Source organism: Avibacterium gallinarum, from assembly GCF_002921135.1.
Taxonomy (GTDB): domain Bacteria; phylum Pseudomonadota; class Gammaproteobacteria; order Enterobacterales; family Pasteurellaceae; genus Avibacterium; species Avibacterium gallinarum.
Genome location: NZ_PQVJ01000019.1, coordinates 1 through 19377 on the forward strand (window position 1 = coordinate 1; position 19377 = coordinate 19377).

At 42.9% G+C, this 19377-nt stretch carries 22 protein-coding genes; 8 read left to right on the top strand and 14 right to left on the bottom strand.

Annotated elements, in window-relative coordinates:
* Positions 1-38: 38 nt before the first annotated feature.
* Together C3007_RS07275 and C3007_RS07280 are read left to right on the top strand one after the other, a co-directional pair.
* Positions 39-368, top strand: a complete 330-nt coding sequence (locus C3007_RS07275; RefSeq protein ID WP_103853823.1) for a hypothetical protein — start codon at positions 39-41, stop codon at positions 366-368.
* A gap of 48 nt (positions 369-416) precedes the next feature.
* On the top strand, positions 417-641 hold the full coding sequence (locus C3007_RS07280; RefSeq protein WP_103853824.1) for a hypothetical protein: 225 nt from the start codon (positions 417-419) through the stop codon (positions 639-641).
* Positions 642-851: 210 nt separating this feature from the next.
* On the opposite strand, the gene cysK is transcribed toward C3007_RS07280, so the two are convergent.
* Positions 852-1802, bottom strand: coding sequence for a cysteine synthase A (gene cysK / locus C3007_RS07285; RefSeq protein WP_103853825.1), 951 nt, complete (start codon positions 1800-1802; stop codon positions 852-854).
* Positions 1803-1921: 119 nt separating this feature from the next.
* Complete coding sequence (gene cysZ / locus C3007_RS07290) at positions 1922-2770, bottom strand: sulfate transporter CysZ (RefSeq protein ID WP_103853826.1); 849 nt, start codon at positions 2768-2770, stop codon at positions 1922-1924.
* 161 nt (positions 2771-2931) lie between these two features.
* Here cysZ and zipA point away from each other — a divergent pair, with 161 nt between their 5' ends.
* Positions 2932-3933 (top strand): cell division protein ZipA, encoded by a 1002-nt coding sequence (gene zipA, locus C3007_RS07295; protein ID WP_103853957.1) that lies wholly within the window; start codon positions 2932-2934, stop codon positions 3931-3933.
* A gap of 127 nt (positions 3934-4060) precedes the next feature.
* Positions 4061-6082 (top strand): NAD-dependent DNA ligase LigA, encoded by a 2022-nt coding sequence (gene ligA / locus C3007_RS07300; protein ID WP_103853827.1) that lies wholly within the window; start codon positions 4061-4063, stop codon positions 6080-6082.
* 74 nt (positions 6083-6156) lie between these two features.
* On the opposite strand, the gene hslU is transcribed toward ligA, so the two are convergent.
* The 4 genes from hslU to ubiA all read right to left on the bottom strand — a co-directional run bounded on the left by hslU (position 6157) and on the right by ubiA (position 9424).
* On the bottom strand, positions 6157-7488 hold the full coding sequence (gene hslU / locus C3007_RS07305; RefSeq protein ID WP_103853828.1) for an HslU--HslV peptidase ATPase subunit: 1332 nt from the start codon (positions 7486-7488) through the stop codon (positions 6157-6159).
* A gap of 44 nt (positions 7489-7532) precedes the next feature.
* The gene (locus C3007_RS07310; protein ID WP_103853829.1) at positions 7533-7853 is read right to left on the bottom strand and encodes a DMT family transporter; all 321 of its coding nucleotides are present in this window, start codon (positions 7851-7853) and stop codon (positions 7533-7535) included.
* 14 nt (positions 7854-7867) lie between these two features.
* Complete coding sequence (hslV, locus tag C3007_RS07315) at positions 7868-8392, bottom strand: ATP-dependent protease subunit HslV (protein ID WP_103853830.1); 525 nt, start codon at positions 8390-8392, stop codon at positions 7868-7870.
* A gap of 165 nt (positions 8393-8557) precedes the next feature.
* Positions 8558-9424: a 4-hydroxybenzoate octaprenyltransferase gene (gene ubiA / locus C3007_RS07320; RefSeq protein ID WP_103853831.1), complete on the bottom strand. Its 867-nt coding sequence runs from the start codon at positions 9422-9424 to the stop codon at positions 8558-8560.
* A 127-nt stretch (positions 9425-9551) separates the two neighbouring features.
* Between ubiA and glpE the strand changes: the two genes are divergently transcribed.
* Positions 9552-9887 (top strand): thiosulfate sulfurtransferase GlpE, encoded by a 336-nt coding sequence (gene glpE / locus C3007_RS07325; RefSeq protein WP_103853832.1) that lies wholly within the window; start codon positions 9552-9554, stop codon positions 9885-9887.
* A gap of 120 nt (positions 9888-10007) precedes the next feature.
* Here the strand turns inward: glpE and brnQ are convergent, their stop codons facing one another.
* A complete protein-coding gene (gene brnQ, locus C3007_RS07330) occupies positions 10008-11339 on the bottom strand; it encodes a branched-chain amino acid transport system II carrier protein (protein WP_103853833.1) in 1332 nt (443 codons plus the stop codon).
* Positions 11340-11351: 12 nt separating this feature from the next.
* Complete coding sequence (locus tag C3007_RS07335; protein WP_103853834.1) at positions 11352-13670, bottom strand: Tex family protein; 2319 nt, start codon at positions 13668-13670, stop codon at positions 11352-11354.
* A 154-nt stretch (positions 13671-13824) separates the two neighbouring features.
* Here C3007_RS07335 and C3007_RS07340 point away from each other — a divergent pair, with 154 nt between their 5' ends.
* Genes C3007_RS07340 through greB form a run of 3 tightly spaced genes read left to right on the top strand, consistent with a single transcriptional unit; the run spans position 13825 to position 15023 of the window.
* The gene (locus tag C3007_RS07340) at positions 13825-14085 is read left to right on the top strand and encodes a type II toxin-antitoxin system Phd/YefM family antitoxin (protein ID WP_103853835.1); all 261 of its coding nucleotides are present in this window, start codon (positions 13825-13827) and stop codon (positions 14083-14085) included.
* An 8-nt stretch (positions 14086-14093) separates the two neighbouring features.
* Positions 14094-14513, top strand: coding sequence for a type II toxin-antitoxin system VapC family toxin (locus C3007_RS07345; RefSeq protein ID WP_103853836.1), 420 nt, complete (start codon positions 14094-14096; stop codon positions 14511-14513).
* A gap of 33 nt (positions 14514-14546) precedes the next feature.
* A complete protein-coding gene (gene greB, locus C3007_RS07350; RefSeq protein WP_103853837.1) occupies positions 14547-15023 on the top strand; it encodes a transcription elongation factor GreB in 477 nt (158 codons plus the stop codon).
* A gap of 2 nt (positions 15024-15025) precedes the next feature.
* Here the strand turns inward: greB and agaF are convergent, their stop codons facing one another.
* The 6 genes from agaF to lspA all read right to left on the bottom strand — a co-directional run bounded on the left by agaF (position 15026) and on the right by lspA (position 19280).
* Positions 15026-15460 carry a PTS galactosamine/N-acetylgalactosamine transporter subunit IIA gene (gene agaF / locus C3007_RS07355; protein ID WP_103853838.1) on the bottom strand — a complete coding sequence of 145 codons (435 nt, stop codon included), beginning with the start codon at positions 15458-15460 and terminating at the stop codon, positions 15026-15028.
* 71 nt (positions 15461-15531) lie between these two features.
* On the bottom strand, positions 15532-16374 hold the full coding sequence (gene agaE, locus C3007_RS07360; protein ID WP_103853839.1) for a PTS N-acetylgalactosamine transporter subunit IID: 843 nt from the start codon (positions 16372-16374) through the stop codon (positions 15532-15534).
* Positions 16364-17140: a PTS N-acetylgalactosamine transporter subunit IIC gene (gene agaW / locus C3007_RS07365; RefSeq protein WP_103853840.1), complete on the bottom strand. Its 777-nt coding sequence runs from the start codon at positions 17138-17140 to the stop codon at positions 16364-16366. The genes agaE and agaW overlap by 11 nt, the downstream gene beginning before the upstream one ends.
* An 18-nt stretch (positions 17141-17158) precedes the next feature.
* The gene (gene agaV, locus C3007_RS07370; RefSeq protein WP_103853841.1) at positions 17159-17632 is read right to left on the bottom strand and encodes a PTS N-acetylgalactosamine transporter subunit IIB; all 474 of its coding nucleotides are present in this window, start codon (positions 17630-17632) and stop codon (positions 17159-17161) included.
* A 209-nt stretch (positions 17633-17841) separates the two neighbouring features.
* Entirely contained in the window at positions 17842-18786 is a 945-nt protein-coding gene (ispH, locus tag C3007_RS07375; RefSeq protein ID WP_103853842.1) for a 4-hydroxy-3-methylbut-2-enyl diphosphate reductase, read from the bottom strand.
* Positions 18783-19280 (bottom strand): signal peptidase II, encoded by a 498-nt coding sequence (gene lspA, locus C3007_RS07380; protein ID WP_103853843.1) that lies wholly within the window; start codon positions 19278-19280, stop codon positions 18783-18785. The genes ispH and lspA overlap by 4 nt, the downstream gene beginning before the upstream one ends.
* Positions 19281-19377 lie beyond the last annotated feature (97 nt).

The window sequence follows — 19377 nt, forward strand, 5'->3', positions numbered from 1 at the left end:
GCGGGCTTTTTTATTAGCTAAAATAAAAGGAAACCATTATGAAATACATTGAAAAACAACTTGAAGACAATCGCACAGGTGCAAGCGTGAACTATCACGAAGTAACAGGATTACAAGTGGATTATTTGAATAACTCTACTTACATCACAATGGCATCTTATGTCTCCAAAGCGATGAAAGATGCTGGCAAAGAGTTACTATCAGTAAGCACCTTTACCATTCCAAGCGTGCCTGATTGGTCGCAAATCCCGTACGAATGGGCTTTGAAAGAACTCATCAAAGCTCAGCCAGAAGACTATGTGCCGGAAGAATATGAGGGCTATGTTAATCCTTATCTCTTTGCAGGTGGTAAGGTTAAAGACAATTAATAATCAAGATGGCCGCACAAAAGTGCGGTCATTTTTTTTGGAGAGTTTATGAGCAAGAAACATTACTGCACAGGGTGGAAATCTGCACCTACTGATGTCAATGATTGCTGTCATCAGCACGATCGGGATTATGGTATTAATGGCACGGTATCGCGAAAAGAAGCAGACAAGCGATTTTTGCAATGTATGCTCAAAAATAAACGCCCGATTTTAGGGCATATTTTATACGGATTAGTAAGAGTTTTTGGGGGAATTTGGTTTAAGAAGAAGTAAATTTAGTTATACGATTGGTTATACGAAATGACAATCTAGTATGAAGAGGTAATAAAATCAATACGCTAGACAACTATACTAATCCCCCTCTCACCGCCATTCTATACTTTAAAATTCCCTTTTCTTTTCAATTAAGTAAACGTATTTTTATCGTAAAAAAGGATTTATTCCTTAAAATAAATCCCTTAAGCCATTTGTCGTCAATAATGCTTAACCTTCAATTCCTTCAAACAACGCGGTGCTTAAATAACGCTCTGCGGCGGAAGGGAGAATGGCGACAATCAGTTTATCGGCAAATTCAGGTAATTTAGCAAGGCGATCGGCGGCGGCTACTGTTGCGCCTGATGAAATGCCGGCTAGAATCCCTTCTTCCGCCATTAAACGGCGCGCGGTGGCAATGGCGGTTTCGCTATCCACGCGTTCTACGCGATCAATTAAGGAAAGATCGAGATTTTTCGGGATAAATCCTGCGCCGATGCCTTGAATTTTATGCGGGCCGGGTTTCACTTCTTCGCCATTTAGGGTTTGCGTGATCACCGGGCTTTCTTCAGGCTCAACGGCAACAGAAAGAATTTGTTTGCCTTGATCAAGTTTGATCGCACGAGAAATCCCTGTGATGGTGCCGCCTGTGCCTATGCCTGCGACCAACACATCAATTTTGCCGTCCGTATCATTCCAAATTTCTACCCCAGTGGTTTGGCGGTGAATCTCTGGGTTGGCGGGATTTTCAAATTGTTTCAGCATTACATAACGGTTTGGATCGCTTGCCACAATTTCTTCCGCTTTTGCAATAGCACCTTTCATTCCTTTTGCGCCTTCGGTTAGCACAAGATTAACGCCCAAGCCTCTTAATAGGCGTTTGCGCTCAGAACTCATTGTTTCTGGCATTGTGAGCGTTAATTTATAACCGCGAGCGGCCGCCACATAGGCTAAGGCGATCCCTGTGTTACCGCTAGTGGCATCAACAATTTCTTTGTCTTTGGTGAGAATACCATCTTTTTCCGCTTGCCAGATCATATTCGCCCCAATACGGCATTTCACGCTAAAACTTGGGTTGCGCCCTTCGATTTTCACCACAAGATTGTCATTGTTGCCAAAATGTTTAAGGCGGACTAAAGGCGTGCGTCCGATGGAATAAGAATTATCGCTATAAATTGTCATTGTGTTCACCTATTTAATTTGAATTAAAAGTGCGGTCATTTGTAGCATAGTTTTTCAGCAATAAAAAATAGCCGTTTGCTATATTTTATAACTAACGGCTATTTAGGCTTTAATTTCAACTAGTTAATAAAGCGATCTGAGTGATTTTTTAACGCATCTCGCTGATTATTGACAATTTTCGCGCGACTATTTTGTGTTGATTTGTGATGTGGTTTAAATTCAAATAAGGCATTATCGCGATATTTTTCCACCCACATTGCCGTTGCTCCGCATACTGCCACTGGGATAATCACCAAATTGATGATTGGCACAAAGGTACAAAAAGTAATTAAGCTGCCAAAGGTTAAACTTAGCGTGCGTGTTTCGCCCAATTCATTACGCATAATATGGAAAGGAATTTTGTGGTTATCAAAAGGGTAATCGCAATATTGAATTGCCATCATCCACGCGGTAAATAAAAAGGTTAGCACAGGGACGATAGATTGCCCTAATACAGGGATAAAACTTAGTAAAAACAAGGCAATAAGTTTTGGTAAGCTATACCATAATTTTTGCCATTCACGGCCTAGCATTCGTGGAATATCTTTGATGAAATCCATTGTACTCATTTCAATGAGATTTTCGCCCGTGAGCATTTGCTCCACTTTTTCTGCAAGCAAGCCGTTGAAAGGGGCGGCAATAAAGCCTGAAAGAGTGGTAAAAGCAAAATAAAATAGGGTTAAAAGCATAAAAATGGATAACGCAAGCAAAATGCCACTTAACCACGCCAACCAATCGGGAACATAGCTAATCAGGCTATCAATTAGCCCACCAATGTTACTCATAAACAGCCAAAACAGCCCCGAAAGCAATAAAATATTGAGCAAAATTGGCATAATCACAAAACGTCTTAAGCCTTTTTGTGTAATCAAATGCCAGCCCATCACAAAATAGTGAAAACCTTGTGTAAGTTCCTTTGCTTGCAACATCACTTTTCCTAATAAATCTCTCTGATCAAATAAAAATGCGGTTTAGCATACAAAGTGCGGTGAAAAAAATCAATTTTTGCATATCACCGAATTTGCAAAATATGGTAAGCTATCAACCAATTTGTGCCGCCCTTTGGTTTAAAGTTGGGAGAAAACAAGTAATGGATTTGAATACTATTTTGATTATTTTAGGCGTCATCGCCTTGATCGCTTTAGTGGTTCACGGAATATGGTCGAACCGCCGTGAAAAATCGCAAATTTTTGAAAATGGCAAAACATTTAGCAAAGATTATCGCGTTCGCCAACCTCAAGAAAATCTTGATCAGCAGGTTCAAAATGAAAATGCCACACAAGCTGTGCCAGAAAGCCTTCAGCCAGCTCAACAGCATTTAGATTTTGGTACGGAACAACATACATTTTCTACACCTTCTACGACTCAAAGAGAAGAACCCCAAAATGTGGAGCAGGCGGTTAATCAAATTAAAATTAGTTTGCCAAATGAGCCAGAACCTATTCAAGCCAATGTTGAACCCGTTGCGAATTATCAAACACCACAAAATTTGGCAACGGCAACTATCTCTGAAATTGAAGCGACAATTAACGCAGATGAAGGCATTCACGCAGAACACAAATTATCTGAAGTGCTAGCCAGTGCGCCAGAAACGCAGATTCAAATTGAACGTGAACGCCCAACCGTAGAATTTGAGGAAGTGGCAGAAAACACACCAGCTCAACAGGCAGAAGAACAGCAAACGAGCCAAGCTCAAGATTTCTTGATGCTTTATGTAGTATCACCAGAAAATCGTGATTTTAACGGCGCTGATTTAGCCAGAGTGCTTGATGATCTTGGTTTTATTTTTGGTCATCAACAAATTTACCACCGCCACTTGGATCTCAGTGTAGCAAGTCCTGTGTTATTCAGTGCAGCGAATATTCAACAGCCCGGCACCTTCGATCCAAACAATATGGTCGATTTCTACACCGTGGGCATCGCATTATTTATGCAACTGCCGTCCCACGGTAACGATCTCGTCAATTTACGAATGATGATCCGTGCCGCTAAAACCCTTGCCGAAGAACTGGGTGGCTTTGTGCTAACGGATCAACAAGAAATTTTTGATGACAATGCGGAAAAAGCCTATTTGGCTAAAGTGAGTGCTTAAAAAGACAGAAAAAAGCACCGCACTTTCTTTTATCGCAACTGGCGGGCCACTGTGTCCGCCTTAATTATTTGTACAAGCGCCAATTTTTAACGAAAAAGTGCGGTGATTTTTTAGAAGGAATTTAATAATGACAGAACAAACCCTTGCCCAGCAAATTGAACAATTACGCCAAACCTTGCGCTATCACGAATATCAGTATCACGTTTTAGATGATCCTAAAATTCCTGACGCGGAATATGATCGCCTATTTCATCAATTAAAAGCCTTAGAGCAAGCCCACCCCGAGTTTGCCGATCCTCATTCACCGACACAACGGGTCGGGGCAAAACCCCTTGCAGGCTTTGCGCAGGTAACCCACGAAATTCCAATGCTTTCATTGGATAATGCCTTTTCTGATGAAGAATTTAATGCTTTCGTGAAACGTATCCAAGATCGCTTAGGCGTGTTGCCTGAGCCATTAACTTTCTGTTGTGAACCGAAATTAGACGGTTTAGCGGTGAGTATTTTGTATGAAAATGGCGTGCTAACCCAAGCGGCAACCCGTGGTGATGGCACAACAGGCGAGGACATCACTGCCAATATTCGCACCATTCGCAATATTCCGTTACAGCTTTTAACCGACAATCCGCCAGCACGTTTAGAGGTGCGCGGAGAAGTGTTTATGCCACAAGCTGGCTTTGAAAAGCTCAATGAAATGGCGCTCGCCAAAGGGGAAAAAACCTTTGCCAACCCACGCAATGCAGCGGCAGGATCGTTGCGTCAGCTTGATCCGAAAATTACCCGCCAACGCCCATTAATGCTTAATGCCTATGGTATTGGTGTGGCAGAGGGCGTCCAGTTACCCGATACCCATTTTGCCCGCTTGCAATGGCTGAAATCCATCGGTATTCCGGTTAATAAAGAAATTGAGCTATGTAATGGCGTGGAAAATGTGCTGAAATTCTACCGCACTATGGCAGAAAAACGTCCGCATTTAGGTTACGACATTGACGGCACGGTGCTGAAAATTAACGACATTGCCTTACAGGAACAACTGGGTTTTATTTCCAAAGCACCACGCTGGGCGATTGCCTATAAATTCCCTGCGCAAGAAGAACTCACCGTGCTAAATGATGTGGAATTTCAGGTGGGCAGGACAGGCGCAATTACTCCTGTGGCAAAACTTGAGCCTGTGTTTGTGGCAGGCGTAACCGTAAGTAACGCCACCTTGCATAACGGCGATGAAATCGAACGTTTGAATATCGCCATTGGTGATACGGTAATCATTCGTCGTGCTGGGGACGTTATCCCACAAATTATTGGCGTAGTGGCAGATCGCCGTCCAGCCAATGCAAAACCGATTATTTTCCCAACTCATTGTCCTGTGTGTGGCTCGGTGATTGTGCGTATTGAGGGCGAAGCCGTTGCGCGTTGTACCGGTGGCTTGTTCTGCGAAGCGCAACGCAAAGAAGCGCTTAAACATTTTGTTTCCCGCAAGGCAATGGATATTGATGGCGTGGGGGCAAAACTTATTGAGCAACTGGTAGATCGCGAACTCATTCACACCCCTGCGGATCTGTTTAAATTAGACGAAGTAACCCTTATGCGTTTAGAGCGAATGGGGCCAAAATCTGCCGAAAATGCGTTAAACAGCTTAGAAAAAGCAAAGAAAACCACCCTTGCACGTTTTATCTTTGCGCTTGGCATTCGCGATGTGGGCGAAGCCACGGCGCTCAATTTAGCCAATCATTTTAAAAATTTAGATACTGTGAAAAATGCGACTATTGAGCAGCTGCAAGAAGTGCCTGATGTGGGTGAAGTGGTGGCAAATCGCATTTTCGTATTTTGGCGTGAACCGCATAATGTGGACGTGGTAAACGATCTGATCAGCCAAGGTGTACATTGGGACGATGTGCAAGTGCAGGAAGTAGGTGAAAATCCACTAAAAGGTAAAACCGTGGTACTCACCGGCACGCTGACCCAAATGGCACGCAACGATGCCAAAGCCTTATTGCAACAGCTCGGCAGTAAAGTTACCGGCAGCGTTTCCGCCAAAACCGATTATTTAATCGCGGGCGATAACGCAGGCTCGAAACTCAACAAAGCCCTTGAATTAGGCGTGAAAATTTTAACCGAAGAAGAATTTCTGGCAATCGCCAATTCTATGTAATTATGTTGCAAATAAAAGAGCGGTGAAAAATCTTGAAATTTTCCACCGCTCTTTTTATTTATAACATCAATGTCTTACAGAATAAAACGACTTAAATCTTCGTTTTCTACCACTTCGCCGAGGGCATCTGCAACGTAAGCGCCATCAATGGTAACTTGTTCGCCGTTCATATCGCTGGCGTTGAAGGAAATTTTATCCATTAAACGCTCCATTACCGTATGCAAACGGCGCGCGCCGATGTTTTCAGTTTTCTCATTGACACGGAAAGCGGCTTCAGCAATTTTCTTAATTGCATCTTGGGTGAAAGTAATATTCACGCCTTCTGTTGCCATTAAGGCTTTGTACTGCTCGGTTAAAGAGGCGTTTGGCTCAGTAAGGATTCTCTCAAAATCTTCCGCGGTGAGAGCGGAAAGTTCAACGCGAATTGGCAAACGCCCTTGTAATTCAGGAATTAAATCAGAAGGACGCGCCACTTGGAATGCACCTGAGGCAATAAACAAGATATGATCGGTTTTCACCATTCCGTGTTTAGTACTAACGGTTGAACCTTCCACTAATGGCAATAAATCACGTTGCACGCCCTCGCGTGAAACATCAGCACCACTGTATTCGCCTTTTTTACAGATTTTGTCAATCTCATCAATAAAGACAATGCCGTTTTGCTCTACTGCATCAATAGCTTTTTGTTTAAGTTCTTCAGGATTAATTAATTTCGCTGCTTCATCATCAACAAGGGCTTTGAACGCGTCCTTAATTTTCATTTTGCGGGTTTTGGTTTTGCCACTCGAAAGATTTTGGAACATTGACTGCAACTGGCTCGTCATTTCTTCCATTCCTGGTGGTGCCATAATTTCCACGCCCATTGATGGTGCAGCAACATCAATATCAATTTCACGATCATCAAGCTGTCCTTCACGCAATTTTTTGCGGAACACTTGACGAGTGCTGCTATTGGTATCGTGATTTTCCACTTCACCCCATTGATTTTTAGCTGGTGGCAATAAGGCATCTAAAATGCGATCTTCCGCGGCTTCCTCCGCACGGAAACGATTTTTTTCGATTTCTGTTTGACGCACGAGTTTCATTGCGCTGTCGGTGAGATCGCGAATAATGGAATCCACCTCTTTACCCACATAACCCACTTCGGTAAATTTGGTGGCTTCCACTTTAATGAAAGGTGCATTGGCTAATTTCGCTAAACGGCGTGCAATTTCTGTTTTACCCACCCCAGTCGGCCCAATCATTAAGATATTTTTTGGCGTAACTTCGTGGCGCAACGGCTCTTGTAATTGCATTCTACGCCAGCGGTTACGCAGGGCGATAGCCACTGCTCTTTTTGCATCGGCTTGACCGATAATATGTTGATCTAATTCAGAAACAATTTCACGAGGTGTCATTTCAGACATAATGTAATCCTTTTTTCTAAACCATTTATACAAAACAAATGGAATTAATGTGATGTTAATTTTAACACGATAACACCACCTACAATCATCATTGCCCCTAATGCTCGCCAAAATGTGAGTGCATCATCATAAAACAGCACACCAACAATAAAAGCACCAGCAGCCCCAATTCCTGTCCATACGGCATAGGCTGTACCCATTGGTATGGTTCGCTGTGCAAGGTAAAGCAATGCGCCACTGCCGATCATAAAAATAATCGCAAGCAGTGATCCCAATAGTGCTTTGTTAGGCTGAGTGGCAATCTTCAAACCAATTGGCCAGCCAATTTCAAGCAAACCTGCACAAACTAAATAAATCCACGCCATTTTAAATCTACGCGTTAAGGCAATTCTTCAATGGTGAAATTTGTGTTGGTATAAACGCAAATATCCCCTGCAATCTTGAGTGATTTTTCTACAATTTCACGGGCTGAAAGATCGGTATTTTGCACTAATGCGCGTGCTGCAGACATTGCATAGTTGCCGCCCGAACCAATGGCCAAAATTTGATCTTCTTCTGGCTGTACCACATCACCAATTCCGCTAATGATCAGGCTTTCTTTCTCGTCTGCCACGATCAACATCGCTTCAAGTTTACGCAATGCGCGGTCGGTACGCCAATCTTTAGCTAATTCCACCGCACTTTTAAGTAAATGCCCTTGGTGCATTTCCAGCTTACGTTCAAATAATTCAAACAGGGTGAATGCATCTGCGGTGCCGCCAGCAAAACCTGCCAACACTTTATTGTTATATAAGCGGCGCACCTTGCGCGCGTTACCTTTCATTACTGTGTTGCCAAGGGAAACCTGACCGTCTCCGCCCACAACCACCTTGCCATTACGGCGTACACTTACGATCGTTGTCATAGAAGTTCCTTTTATTTTGGATAAAAATTTATCAGAGATATGGGGATAAAAAAGACAATTTCAAGTAGAAATAAGCAGATTATTTTTTGATAACCAAATTGTGCCGATCATTTAGAGTAAAAACAGCGGAAAAAATTGCATTTTATGGCTTGATTTTACTCCAAATTAGGCAAAAAAGATGCCTGCAAGAAAAGCGATAAACACGCCCATTCCCACATAATTATTATTTAAAAAGGCTTTGAAACAGTCCTCACGGCGGCGATGGCGAGTGAGTTTACATTGATAAACAAAAAGCAATGCCGTGAGCGCAAGTAAAATAAAATAACTATAATGCAAATGGGATTGGTAGCCGATGAGAACGAGCAATCCTAAGGCAATAAATTGCAACAAGGCGATGATTTTATTGTCATATTGCGCAAACAAAATAGCGGTGGATTTCACCCCAATGCGCAAATCATCATCACGATCCACCATCGCATATTGCGTGTCATAAGCCACCGTCCAGGCTAAATTCGCCATAAACAGTAGCCAACATTCTAAGGGCAGTTGTGCGATTAACGCTCCATAGGCCATAGGAATAGACCAACCAAAAGCCGCCCCTAAGAAAAATTGCGGAAGGTGGGTATAGCGTTTCATAAAGGGATAAATAAAGGCTAACAGCACCGCAATAAAAGACAAGCCAATGGCGTAATAATTCAGAAATAGCACCAAAATAAAGGCGCAGAATATCAGCCCTGCAAAAAGTAATTTAGCTTCTTTTTCGCTGATTTTTCCCGTTGCTAAAGGACGCTGTGAAGTGCGTTTTACTTTGCCGTCAATATGACGATCCGCATAATCATTAATCACGCAACCTGCGGCGCGCATAATGATTACGCCAAGTACAAACACCATTAGCACCGAAACGGGCGGAAAATTTTTCTCTGCCAAAAACAATGCCCAAAGCGTTGGCCACAATAACAATAATGTGCCAATGGGTTTGTCAAAACGCATTAATTGTGCGTAAGCAGTGAGTTTTTCCGAAATTTGAGGCATAGTCCTAAATCAGCTAAATCAAAAGTGCGGTTATTTTACTTGAAAAAATCGCAAAGGTCTTGAACAAATTGATCTATATCAATAAGATAGCGCATTATTTCACGCATAAATAAAAATAAGGAAAAAAATGACCGCACTTAAAGAAATCACGCCACAGCAGGCTTGGCAAATGATGAACGAAGAAAATGCCACGCTGGTGGACATTCGCGATTTCCCCCGTTTTACTCATAGCCACCCAAAGGGTGCGTTTCACCTAACCAACCAAAGCTATGGCGAATTTCAGCAAAAAGTGGATTATGATGATCCCATTATCGTGAGCTGTTATCACGGTATCAGCAGCCGCAACGTAGGCGCATTTCTTATCGAGCAAGGCTACGATAATGTGTATAGTATGCAAGGCGGTTTTATGGGCTGGGAGCAAGCAGACTTACCGCTCGAAGGTGACGCAGTGAAAGAGAGCTAGACAAAAAGTGCGGGTGAAAATTCACCCGCTTTTTTATGGCTAAAAATACGGAAAAAAAACACCGCACTTTAAAATAAAAAAGGATTGAACATTAGGCTCAATCCTTTTCTTTGGGATAAATTATTTTACTTTGCTTTCTTGAATAATCGACAAAATACCTTGTCGCTTACGCCAGTGCAGTAAATAGCCTGCCACCAAGCCCACCAAGGCGAAAGGCAGCCATTCGATGGAATAAGGCTTAAGCGGAAGCTGTTCGAGAAAATCCATTTTGCCTGAACCCAGCACGGATAAAATCGACACCAAGGTTACCAAACCAATGGCTAAACGGTGAGCCAAGATCGGCATTGGCAAAAATAAATTAATTAATAGCAACAGAATGACCGTAATGGTAATGGGATATAAAATCATCAACACTGGCAAAGAAAGCCCAATCACTTCTTTTAGCCCTAAATTGGCGATCACAAAGCTAATCAAACAAAATAGGATCGCATAAGTGCGGTAAGAAAATCGCGGAAATTGCTGATGAAAATAGCTGCTAATCGAAGCACACAGCCCCACCGCCGTGGTTAAACAAGCCAGCGACACAATGATATTCAGCACCAATCGCCCTAGCTCACCAAAGGCCATTGCGGTAACGTGGTTTAAAATATAAGTGCCAAGATCCTGTTTATTTTGATGTAACTGCGCCAGCACATCAGGGGAAATGATCAAATGATTGCCCACCCAACCAAGGGAAATATAAATAAATGCCAAGGCAACCCCTGCGATCATTGCGGCAAAAATGGTTTGTTTTTGTAATGAAACCGCTTTTACTGCGCTGGATTTGATCGCTCCTAGCACCATTGTGGAAAAGGCGATGGAAGCCAATGCGTCCATCGTTAAATAGCCATTAATCGCCCCATTGAAAAAATAAGTATGGCTTGCCGCAGGCATTGGTAAAGGTGTTTTTCCCACCAACATTAGCCCGGCTTTGACCACCAACGCAATAATCGCCAGCAATAACACAGGGGTGAGAATAGAGCCTATGCGTTCCACCATTTTAGAGGGATTTAGGCTCAGCCATAAAGTGAGTGCGAAATAAGCCAGCGTGAACAACAGTTGGGAAAGGCTATCTGCTTCTTTAAGAAAAGGGATCATCACCATTTCATAAGACATCGCGCCTGTTCTTGGGCCAGCAAAAAAAGGCCCGACCGCAAGGGAAATAGACACCAAAAATAGCACAGAAAACCACGGGTGAATTTGGCGTAACGCGGCCATATAACCACCGCGGTAAAACGCGCCAACAATAATGCCAAGCAGTGGCAAGCCCACGCCAGTTAGCACAAAGCCTGAGATAGACGGCAAAAATTCCGTGCCTGTTTCAAAGCCTAATTTGGGCGGAAAAATCAAATTTCCCGCACCAAAAAAAATAGCAAACAGCATAAAGCCAATAATAAAGGTATTTTTTGTCATTCAATTTTCCCTTTATTTTTTCCAATTCTTCAACGCATCAGCAAAGGCATTGCCCATTGCGCTGTTATTTTGTGGCTTACGCGCTGCTTGTGCGTTACGCTGATTTTTCGCCGTCAAAGTGACGTGATTTTTTTCGCCATTTTGTGATTTATCCACAGGCTGTTCGTCTAAACGCATTGTCAGCGCGATACGCTTACGCGCCACGTCCACTTCCAACACTTTGACTTTCACAATATCCCCTGTTTTCACCACATCGTGCGGATCTTCCACAAATTTATTGGAAAGGGAAGAAATATGTACCAGCCCGTCCTGATGAACGCCAATATCCACAAACGCACCAAAGTTGGTTACGTTGGTTACCGTTCCCTCAAGGATCATTCCTGCTTTCAAATCACTGATTTCTTCCACACCGTCCATAAAGGTGGCAGTTTTAAATTCTCCACGCGGATCACGCCCCGGTTTTTCTAGCTCTTTGAAAATATCCTGCACCGTTGGCAAACCAAATTGTTCATCAATAAATTGTTTTGGATCGAGCTGACGAATGGCACTGGCGTTGCCCATTAAATCTTGGATAGATTGCTGCGTGGCTTGCAATATTTTTTCCACCACAGGATAGGTTTCAGGGTGAACGCCTGACGCATCAAGAGGATTTTGTCCCGCAGAAATACGCATAAAGCCCGCACATTGTTCAAAGGCTTTTGGCCCTAAACGGGACACTTTTTTCAGCTCTTCACGATTTTCAAAACGGCCATTTTCATCGCGGAATTGTACGATATTTTGCGCGAGCGTTTTGGTCATTCCTGCCACGCGAGCAAGTAACGGTACAGAAGCAGTATTAAGATCCACGCCCACCGCATTCACACAATCCTCCACCACCGCATCTAATTTGCGCGCTAATTGAGTTTGGTTCACATCGTGCTGATATTGCCCCACTCCAATGGCTTTTGGCTCAATTTTTACTAATTCCGCGAGCGGATCTTGCAAACGGCGCGCAATGGACACCGCACCACGCAAAGATACATCAAGCTGTGGAAATTCTTGTGCGGCTAATTCGGAAGCAGAATAAACAGACGCGCCCGCTTCGCTCACCACCACGGTTTGTGGTTTTTGTCCTGAGATTTGCTTCAATACCTCTTTGGCAAAGCGTTCTGTTTCTCTTGATGCCGTGCCATTTCCAATAGCGATCAGTTCCACATTATGGCGTTCGATTAATTGATAAAGGCTCGCCATCGCCGCTGCTGCTTGTCCTGTATGTGGATAAATCGTATCCGTAGCCAATAATTTTCCTGTATTATCCACAACGGCAACTTTCACGCCTGTACGCAACCCCGGATCTAACCCCATTGTGGTTTTAGCGCCAGCTGGGGCAGCCATTAAAAGTGCGGTAAGATTTCGCGCAAAAACATTGATGGCTTCTTCTTCCGCTTTTTCACGCAGCTGGCTCATTAATTCTGTTTCTAAATGCAATGAAACCTTAATCCGCCACGTCCAGCTGATTACCTGTTCACGCCATTTGTCCGCTGGCTGTTGGTTGAAATGCACGCCCAAATGTTGGCGAATAATTTCTTCACAATAACTCTGACGCGCCCCTTCTTCCTGTTCTGGATCAGCATTTAAGCTCAACTGCAAAATGCCCTCATTACGTCCACGGAACATTGCTAAAGCACGGTGCGAAGGCACATTATGCCAAAGCTCTTGGTGATCAAAATAATCTTGGAATTTTTCCCCTTCCTGTTCTTTACCTTCTAAAACTTTAGAAATTAACACCGCACTTTGTTGTAGATACTGACGCACTTTCGCCAATAATTGTGCATCTTCCGCAAAGCGTTCCATTAAAATATAACGCGCGCCGTCTAACACGGCCTTGCTATCGGCAAAACCTTTCTCTGCGTCAATATAAGCGTTTGCGGCAGCTTCAGGATCTTGGCTTGGATCATTCCAAAGGCTTTCCGCCAACGGCTCAAGCCCTGCTTCAATGGCGATTTGCCCTTTGGTACGGCGTTTCGGTTTGTACGGCAAATACAAATCTTCCAGCTCAGTTTTGCTTTGGGTTTGTTGGATTTGGTTGCGTAATTCCTCCGTCAATTTGCCCTGTTCTTCAATGGATTTCAAAATGGTTTGACGGCGATCTTCTAACTCGCGCAAATAAATCAAGCGGGTTTCAAAATGACGTAATTGGGTGTCATCTAAGCCACCCGTTACTTCTTTACGATAACGCGCAATAAAAGGAATGGTGTTGCCTTCGTCCAATAATTGAATGGCAGCTAAAATCTGCTGCGGACGCACCGCAAGCTCTGCGGCAATAATTTGGGAAATTTGTTGATTTAGCATTGGCTCTTATTTTGATTAGTAAAAATTGCCATAGGATACTGGTTTTACGGGCTTTGCTCAAATGTTTATTTGCCACAAATTTAACCTACAATTTTTTCTTGTTATTTTTTTCTTTTGCACTACATTGTAGAAACATCACTACAAGGAGCTCAAAATGACGATTATGACCAGCCGAGAATTTAATCAACATCTCAATCAGGCACAAAAAGCGGCACAAATCGCACCGGTTATTGTAACTAATCGAGGTGAACCAACTTATGTGTTAATGAGCTATACCGATTATCAGAAAACGTTACGCTCTCTTTCACCTCGTAATGCGTTAGAGGCATTAATGCCACAAGATGAAGCTGATATTGAATTAGAAATTCAACCTCGTTCAACAAAGCAACGTGCCCCCATTGAACTTGATGATTAGAGGACAAAATGTATTTTATTGATACTAATGTATTAAGTGAAATTCGTAAAATTAAAAGTGGGAAAGCAAACCAAGGAGTTATTCGTTGGTTATCTGAAATTAATGAACAGCAAATTTATACGAATATTGTCGTAATGATGGAATTAGAACGTGGCATTTTAGCTAAAGAACGTAAAGATCCTTGGCAAGGAAAAATACTCCGTCAATGGTTTGAAAACACCATAAAAATAGGCTTTGCAAATCGTATTCTTCATCTTGATGCTAAAACAGCACAGATCTGTGCAACATTACATATTCCCGATCACTGTCCCGAAAATGATGCTTGGATTGCTGCTAGTGCTATTCAATATGGTCTTACTCTTGTTACAAGAAACACCGCTGATTTCTCACGTATGGGGATAAAATTATTCAATCCGTTTGATGAATAGTTTTTATAAATTCAAAAGTAAAGGTATAGCACAATGTCAAAATCAAATTACATTACGCGTAGTGGCTGGAATGCGCTGGATCAAGAATTGAAATTTTTGTGGAAGGAAGAGCGTCCTAAGGTTACGCAAGCGGTGTCTGATGCGGCGGCATTAGGGGATCGCAGTGAAAATGCCGAATATATTTATGGTAAGCGCCGTTTGCGTGAAATTGATCGCCGTGTCCGCTTTTTGACAAAACGTTTAGAAGTGTTGCAGATTGTGGATTATCACCCTAGACAGGAAGGGAAGATCTTTTTTGGTGCTTGGGTAAGCCTTGAAAATGAAAATGGCGAGGAAAATCAATACCGTATCGTGGGCTGTGATGAGTTTGATCCCACTAAAAATTGGATCTCCATTGACAGCCCTGTGGCGCGCGCCTTAATTGGGAAAGAAGTAGATGATGAAGTGAAAGTCCATACACCATCTGGCTTAGTGACGTTATTTGTGAATAAAATTTGGTACGAGAAATAGTCTCAAATACCATCATCTTCTGCGCGTGCCGTTCTTTTTGCTGTTTGTTGTGCTGAAAGTGTGGTGATGCCTTGATTTGCGCTAGCTAGGGCTTGTGTAACTAACTCAAAAAACTCAAGCTCATCTTTCGCCATTATGGTTTCAATCAGCATTTGTAAATTCGTGCCAACAATTACCTCTGCGCACTCAAACTGTTGTGCAATCATCGCACATTGGCGAAATGGCGTGCCACCTAAAATATCGCAGCAAAAAAGCACCGCACTTTCCTGTTCCGCCTTGAGATATTGTTCGATATTTTGGCGTAATTGTTCTGGCGTGGTTTGCTTGTCATCAAAATCAAAAAAGGCCACCTTTGGATATTGCCCAATAATTTGCTCCAGCGCACTTTGTAGCCCTGTGGCGAAATGTCCGTGTCCGCTCACGATCAAGGTTGTCATCTTTTTCTCCTTATTGATCTAAAATAGATAAAAAATGCCGAGCAAACACTCGGCACTCATCACAATAATATTTATAGGATACCCGCAAAACGTCCGCCGATACCAATCACTACGGTGAGAATGATTAAGCGTAATGGCGACCAGTTGCGTTTCACTAAATAGTACATCAATAAGGTGTACACCAATGGTAAAAAGGCTGGCATTAGCTTGTCTAACACATCAGCTTGCACTTTCACCACGGCATCACCAGCGGTGATTTCTGCGGTGGTTTGGAAACGAATGTAAGTGGCAACTAATGCGCCAATCACGGTCATACCGATCATTGATGCGGCGTGTGACACTTTTTTCGTGTTAGCCTTAATGGTTGGAATAGCTGCTACCCCCATTTTGTAGGCATAATGGGCTAGACCAAAACGTAAACCAAAATGCACGATATTGAATACTACAAAGAAGAAAATCGCCCCAAGGATCGATCCTTGTAACGCCAAACTTGCGCCAATACCACCACAAATTGGCAATAAGGTGAACCAGAATAAGGCATCACCAATGCCCCCTAATGGCGCACCCACGGCGATTTTTGTACTTTGAATGGCGTTCACTTCTTGTTTGGAACGTTCCATTGCCAGCACAATACCCATTACGAATGTAACAAGGAATGGGTGGGTGTTGAAAAAGCCCAAATGTCCTTTCATTGCCTTGCTTAAATCCGCTTTGTTGGTGTGAATTTTTTTCAATGCGGGGCTAATTCCATATAACCAACCGGCCGCTTGCATACGCTCATAGTTAAAAGAAGCTTGTAGTAATAAAGAACGCCACGCCATCGTATTAATATCAGATTTAGTGAGTTCTGTACCCATTGTTTGATCTTCGTACACATTGTCATTTTGTACGCTTTGACGTGCTTTAGATTCCATCTTGAAACTCCTCTTTTTGCGTTGCTTTTGTTTCAGTATTGCCTTTACGCATATAATCAATCAATGCCATTGCCACTGCCGCGGCAGCAATTGCTAACACTGGCAGATTAAGCCAAGCAGCACCCACAAAACCTAGGATAAAATAAGGGATATAGGCATTTTTCATCATAATTTTCATTAATACCGCAAACCCGATAGCTGGCATAATGCCCCCTGCCACGCCTAAACCATCAATCACTTCTTTTGGCAACATTGCAATGATTTTACCTGCATATTCCGCGCCAAAGTAAGTTGGCAAGAACGCACAGAAGAAATAGAACGTACCCAGCACTAATAAACCAAGATAGTTCACATAATCAATGCCTTTGAGATTGGCTTCTTCCGCCATTTGATCACAACGGGACATAACCGCTGACATTACGGAGAATAAGAAAGTGATCCCCATTTGCACTGCAATGGCAAACGGCACAGCAACCCCAACGGCGACTTTTGGATCGGTTTTGGTGGTGATGGCAAATGCCGTTCCCACGATCGTACCGATAATCACATTCGGAGGCTGTGCGCCTGCTAATGGTGCAAGCCCCATCCAGACTAATTCAAGGGTACCGCCAACTAAAATCCCTGTTTGTAAATCCCCTAAAATCGCTCCCACAATAGGCCCTAATACAACTGGTCTATGAAAATGCGTTAAACCATTATAGAGGTCAAGACCTGCAAAGAATGCAAGTACACCCAATAAGAGTGCCTGTAAAAGTCCAATTTCCATAGTTTCCTCGCTTCTTTCTTACAATAATTTAAACAAATCTATTGCATCTTCGGTTGGCACACCTTGAATAAAGCACTGCACGCCAAGCTGGCGTAGCTGTTCAAATGCCGCTCTGTCTTTATCATTTACGGATACGGTTTTATGGATCTGTGTTTTGCCCTCCTCATAATGCATATTGCCTACGTTAATTTTTTCAATTGGCACGCCACCTTGCACTAAGGTTAAAAAATCACTCGGTGTTTTGCACACAAGCAAGATTTTTTGTCGATCCGCCGCACGATGGATATTGTCAATCACCTTTTGCAAAGGCCAAAAACGCACATCAATGCCCTCAGCAAGCACCATTTCCATCAAATTTTGTTGCATTGGATCTTCTGCCACTTCATCATTGGCCACTAATACCAAATTCGCGCCAGCAAAGCCAACCCACTGCACGCCCACTTGACCGTGGATCAAACGCTCATCAATGCGGTTTAAAACAATATTTGGCATAACACTCTCCTTTCTAACCTGTTTTATGTATCTTCTTTTTACGCCTAAAAAATAAGGAAAGCAAAGAGTAAAATAAAGAAGTGTGACAGAGATCTAAAAATATTTTTTGGAGTGTAATTTACAAATTACGGAGAAAAGTCATATAGCACAATTTGCTAGAAAATTAGGCGATAAAAAAGCCACTTAAAGAAAGTGGCTTGATGAGGTAATTACTGAACCGCTTTAATCCGTAACTCTTTCGGTACTTCAAACACGGTGTTTTCTTCGCAGCCTTGTAGCTCTTCCACTTGGGTTACGCCTAATTCTCTTAAGCGATTAACCACCGATTGCACTAATACTTCAGGGGCGGAAGCGCCTGCGGTAATACCGATGGTGGAAACCTCTTTGAGCCACGCGATGTCAATATCATTGGCATCATCAATCAGTTTCGCAGTTACGCCCATTCTGGTGGCAAGCTCTGCTAAGCGGTTGGAATTGGAAGAGTTTTTTGAACCAACAACAATCACCAAATCAGCAATTTTGGCTAATTCTCTCACCGCTTGTTGGCGGTTGGTGGTGGCATAGCAAATATCGTTTTTGCGTGGGCCTTGAATGGCGGGATATTTTTCTTTTAACGCAGCAATCACTTCACTAGTATCATCAATGGAAAGGGTGGTTTGCGTCATAAAGGTAATATCATCTTCTTTCGTCAGCGCAAGTTTGGCGATGTCTTCTACATCTTCCACTAAATAAATACCGCCTTGTGCATTATCATATTGCCCCATTGTGCCTTCTACTTCAGGGTGGCCTTCGTGTCCAATCAACACCGCTTTTGTGCCTTTTCGGCTAGCACGTGCCACTTGCATATGCACTTTGGTTACTAACGGACAGGTGGCATCAAACACTTTCAGCTCGCGTCTTTTGGCTTCTTGACGCACCGCTTGGGAAACACCGTGAGCGGAAAAAATCACGATCGCGCCATCTGGCACTTCATCTAATTCTTCCACAAACACCGCACCACGTTCACGCAATCCATTCACCACAAAACGGTTATGCACCACTTCGTGGCGGACATAAATCGGTGCGCCGTGAATTTCTAAAGCTAATTCGACAATGCTAATGGCACGATCTACCCCTGCACAAAAGCCACGCGGGTTGGCTAAGATAATTTTCACTGGGCTTTCTCCGTTTTTTTCTCGTTATTTTTGATGGCATCAATAGCAAGCAACGCGGCACCAATACAAATGGCAATGTCCGCCACGTTAAAGACTGGATAATGCCATTGTTGCCAGTAGAAATCGAAAAAATCCACCACAAAACCGTGATACGCACGATCCGCCATATTCGCCAGCGCTCCGCCAATAATTAGCGCATAAGCGGTGTTTTTTAACCTCTGGCTCGCTTTATTTTTGGCTAAGAAAATTACGAGCATTACGGAAATTCCAATGGCAAGTAGGATAAAAAAGCTTTTCTGCCAGCCTGAGTGATCCGCTAGAAAACTAAATGCTGCACCATAATTTCGCACATAGGTGAGATTAAAAATAGGCAAGACTTGGACACTTTCGTACAGCTCAAAATGGTTTACCACTAAATATTTGGTAAACAAATCTAAGCAAAATACCACCGCACTTAGCCAGAGAAATGATAAACCTGATTTAGATTTTGACATCTATTTGTTCCAAAATGTAGGTTGTTTCCAAATGTAAGGACAGGCAGCCCTACAAATTCAATTACACCAAACAAAAAATTCGTGAAAAAAGCACCGC

What these genes read in the sequence shown, in the direction of transcription:
- hslU (WP_103853828.1), bottom strand. Translation starts at nt 7,488, where the DNA reads ATGTCTGAAATGACACCTCGTGAAATTGTTTCTGAATTAGATCAACAT.
- C3007_RS07280 (WP_103853824.1), top strand. Translation starts at nt 417, where the DNA reads ATGAGCAAGAAACATTACTGCACAGGGTGGAAATCTGCACCTACTGAT.
- C3007_RS07275 (WP_103853823.1), top strand. Translation starts at nt 39, where the DNA reads ATGAAATACATTGAAAAACAACTTGAAGACAATCGCACAGGTGCAAGC.
- cysK (WP_103853825.1), bottom strand. Translation starts at nt 1,802, where the DNA reads ATGACAATTTATAGCGATAATTCTTATTCCATCGGACGCACGCCTTTA.
- ligA (WP_103853827.1), top strand. Translation starts at nt 4,061, where the DNA reads ATGACAGAACAAACCCTTGCCCAGCAAATTGAACAATTACGCCAAACC.
- hslV (WP_103853830.1), bottom strand. Translation starts at nt 8,392, where the DNA reads ATGACAACGATCGTAAGTGTACGCCGTAATGGCAAGGTGGTTGTGGGC.
- zipA (WP_103853957.1), top strand. Translation starts at nt 2,932, where the DNA reads ATGGATTTGAATACTATTTTGATTATTTTAGGCGTCATCGCCTTGATC.
- agaW (WP_103853840.1), bottom strand. Translation starts at nt 17,140, where the DNA reads ATGGAAATTGGACTTTTACAGGCACTCTTATTGGGTGTACTTGCATTC.
- agaE (WP_103853839.1), bottom strand. Translation starts at nt 16,374, where the DNA reads ATGGAATCTAAAGCACGTCAAAGCGTACAAAATGACAATGTGTACGAA.
- agaV (WP_103853841.1), bottom strand. Translation starts at nt 17,632, where the DNA reads ATGCCAAATATTGTTTTAAACCGCATTGATGAGCGTTTGATCCACGGT.
- C3007_RS07340 (WP_103853835.1), top strand. Translation starts at nt 13,825, where the DNA reads ATGACGATTATGACCAGCCGAGAATTTAATCAACATCTCAATCAGGCA.
- C3007_RS07310 (WP_103853829.1), bottom strand. Translation starts at nt 7,853, where the DNA reads ATGGCGTGGATTTATTTAGTTTGTGCAGGTTTGCTTGAAATTGGCTGG.
- greB (WP_103853837.1), top strand. Translation starts at nt 14,547, where the DNA reads ATGTCAAAATCAAATTACATTACGCGTAGTGGCTGGAATGCGCTGGAT.
- ubiA (WP_103853831.1), bottom strand. Translation starts at nt 9,424, where the DNA reads ATGCCTCAAATTTCGGAAAAACTCACTGCTTACGCACAATTAATGCGT.
- cysZ (WP_103853826.1), bottom strand. Translation starts at nt 2,770, where the DNA reads ATGTTGCAAGCAAAGGAACTTACACAAGGTTTTCACTATTTTGTGATG.
- brnQ (WP_103853833.1), bottom strand. Translation starts at nt 11,339, where the DNA reads ATGACAAAAAATACCTTTATTATTGGCTTTATGCTGTTTGCTATTTTT.
- C3007_RS07335 (WP_103853834.1), bottom strand. Translation starts at nt 13,670, where the DNA reads ATGCTAAATCAACAAATTTCCCAAATTATTGCCGCAGAGCTTGCGGTG.
- agaF (WP_103853838.1), bottom strand. Translation starts at nt 15,460, where the DNA reads ATGACAACCTTGATCGTGAGCGGACACGGACATTTCGCCACAGGGCTA.
- lspA (WP_103853843.1), bottom strand. Translation starts at nt 19,280, where the DNA reads ATGTCAAAATCTAAATCAGGTTTATCATTTCTCTGGCTAAGTGCGGTG.
- C3007_RS07345 (WP_103853836.1), top strand. Translation starts at nt 14,094, where the DNA reads ATGTATTTTATTGATACTAATGTATTAAGTGAAATTCGTAAAATTAAA.
- glpE (WP_103853832.1), top strand. Translation starts at nt 9,552, where the DNA reads ATGACCGCACTTAAAGAAATCACGCCACAGCAGGCTTGGCAAATGATG.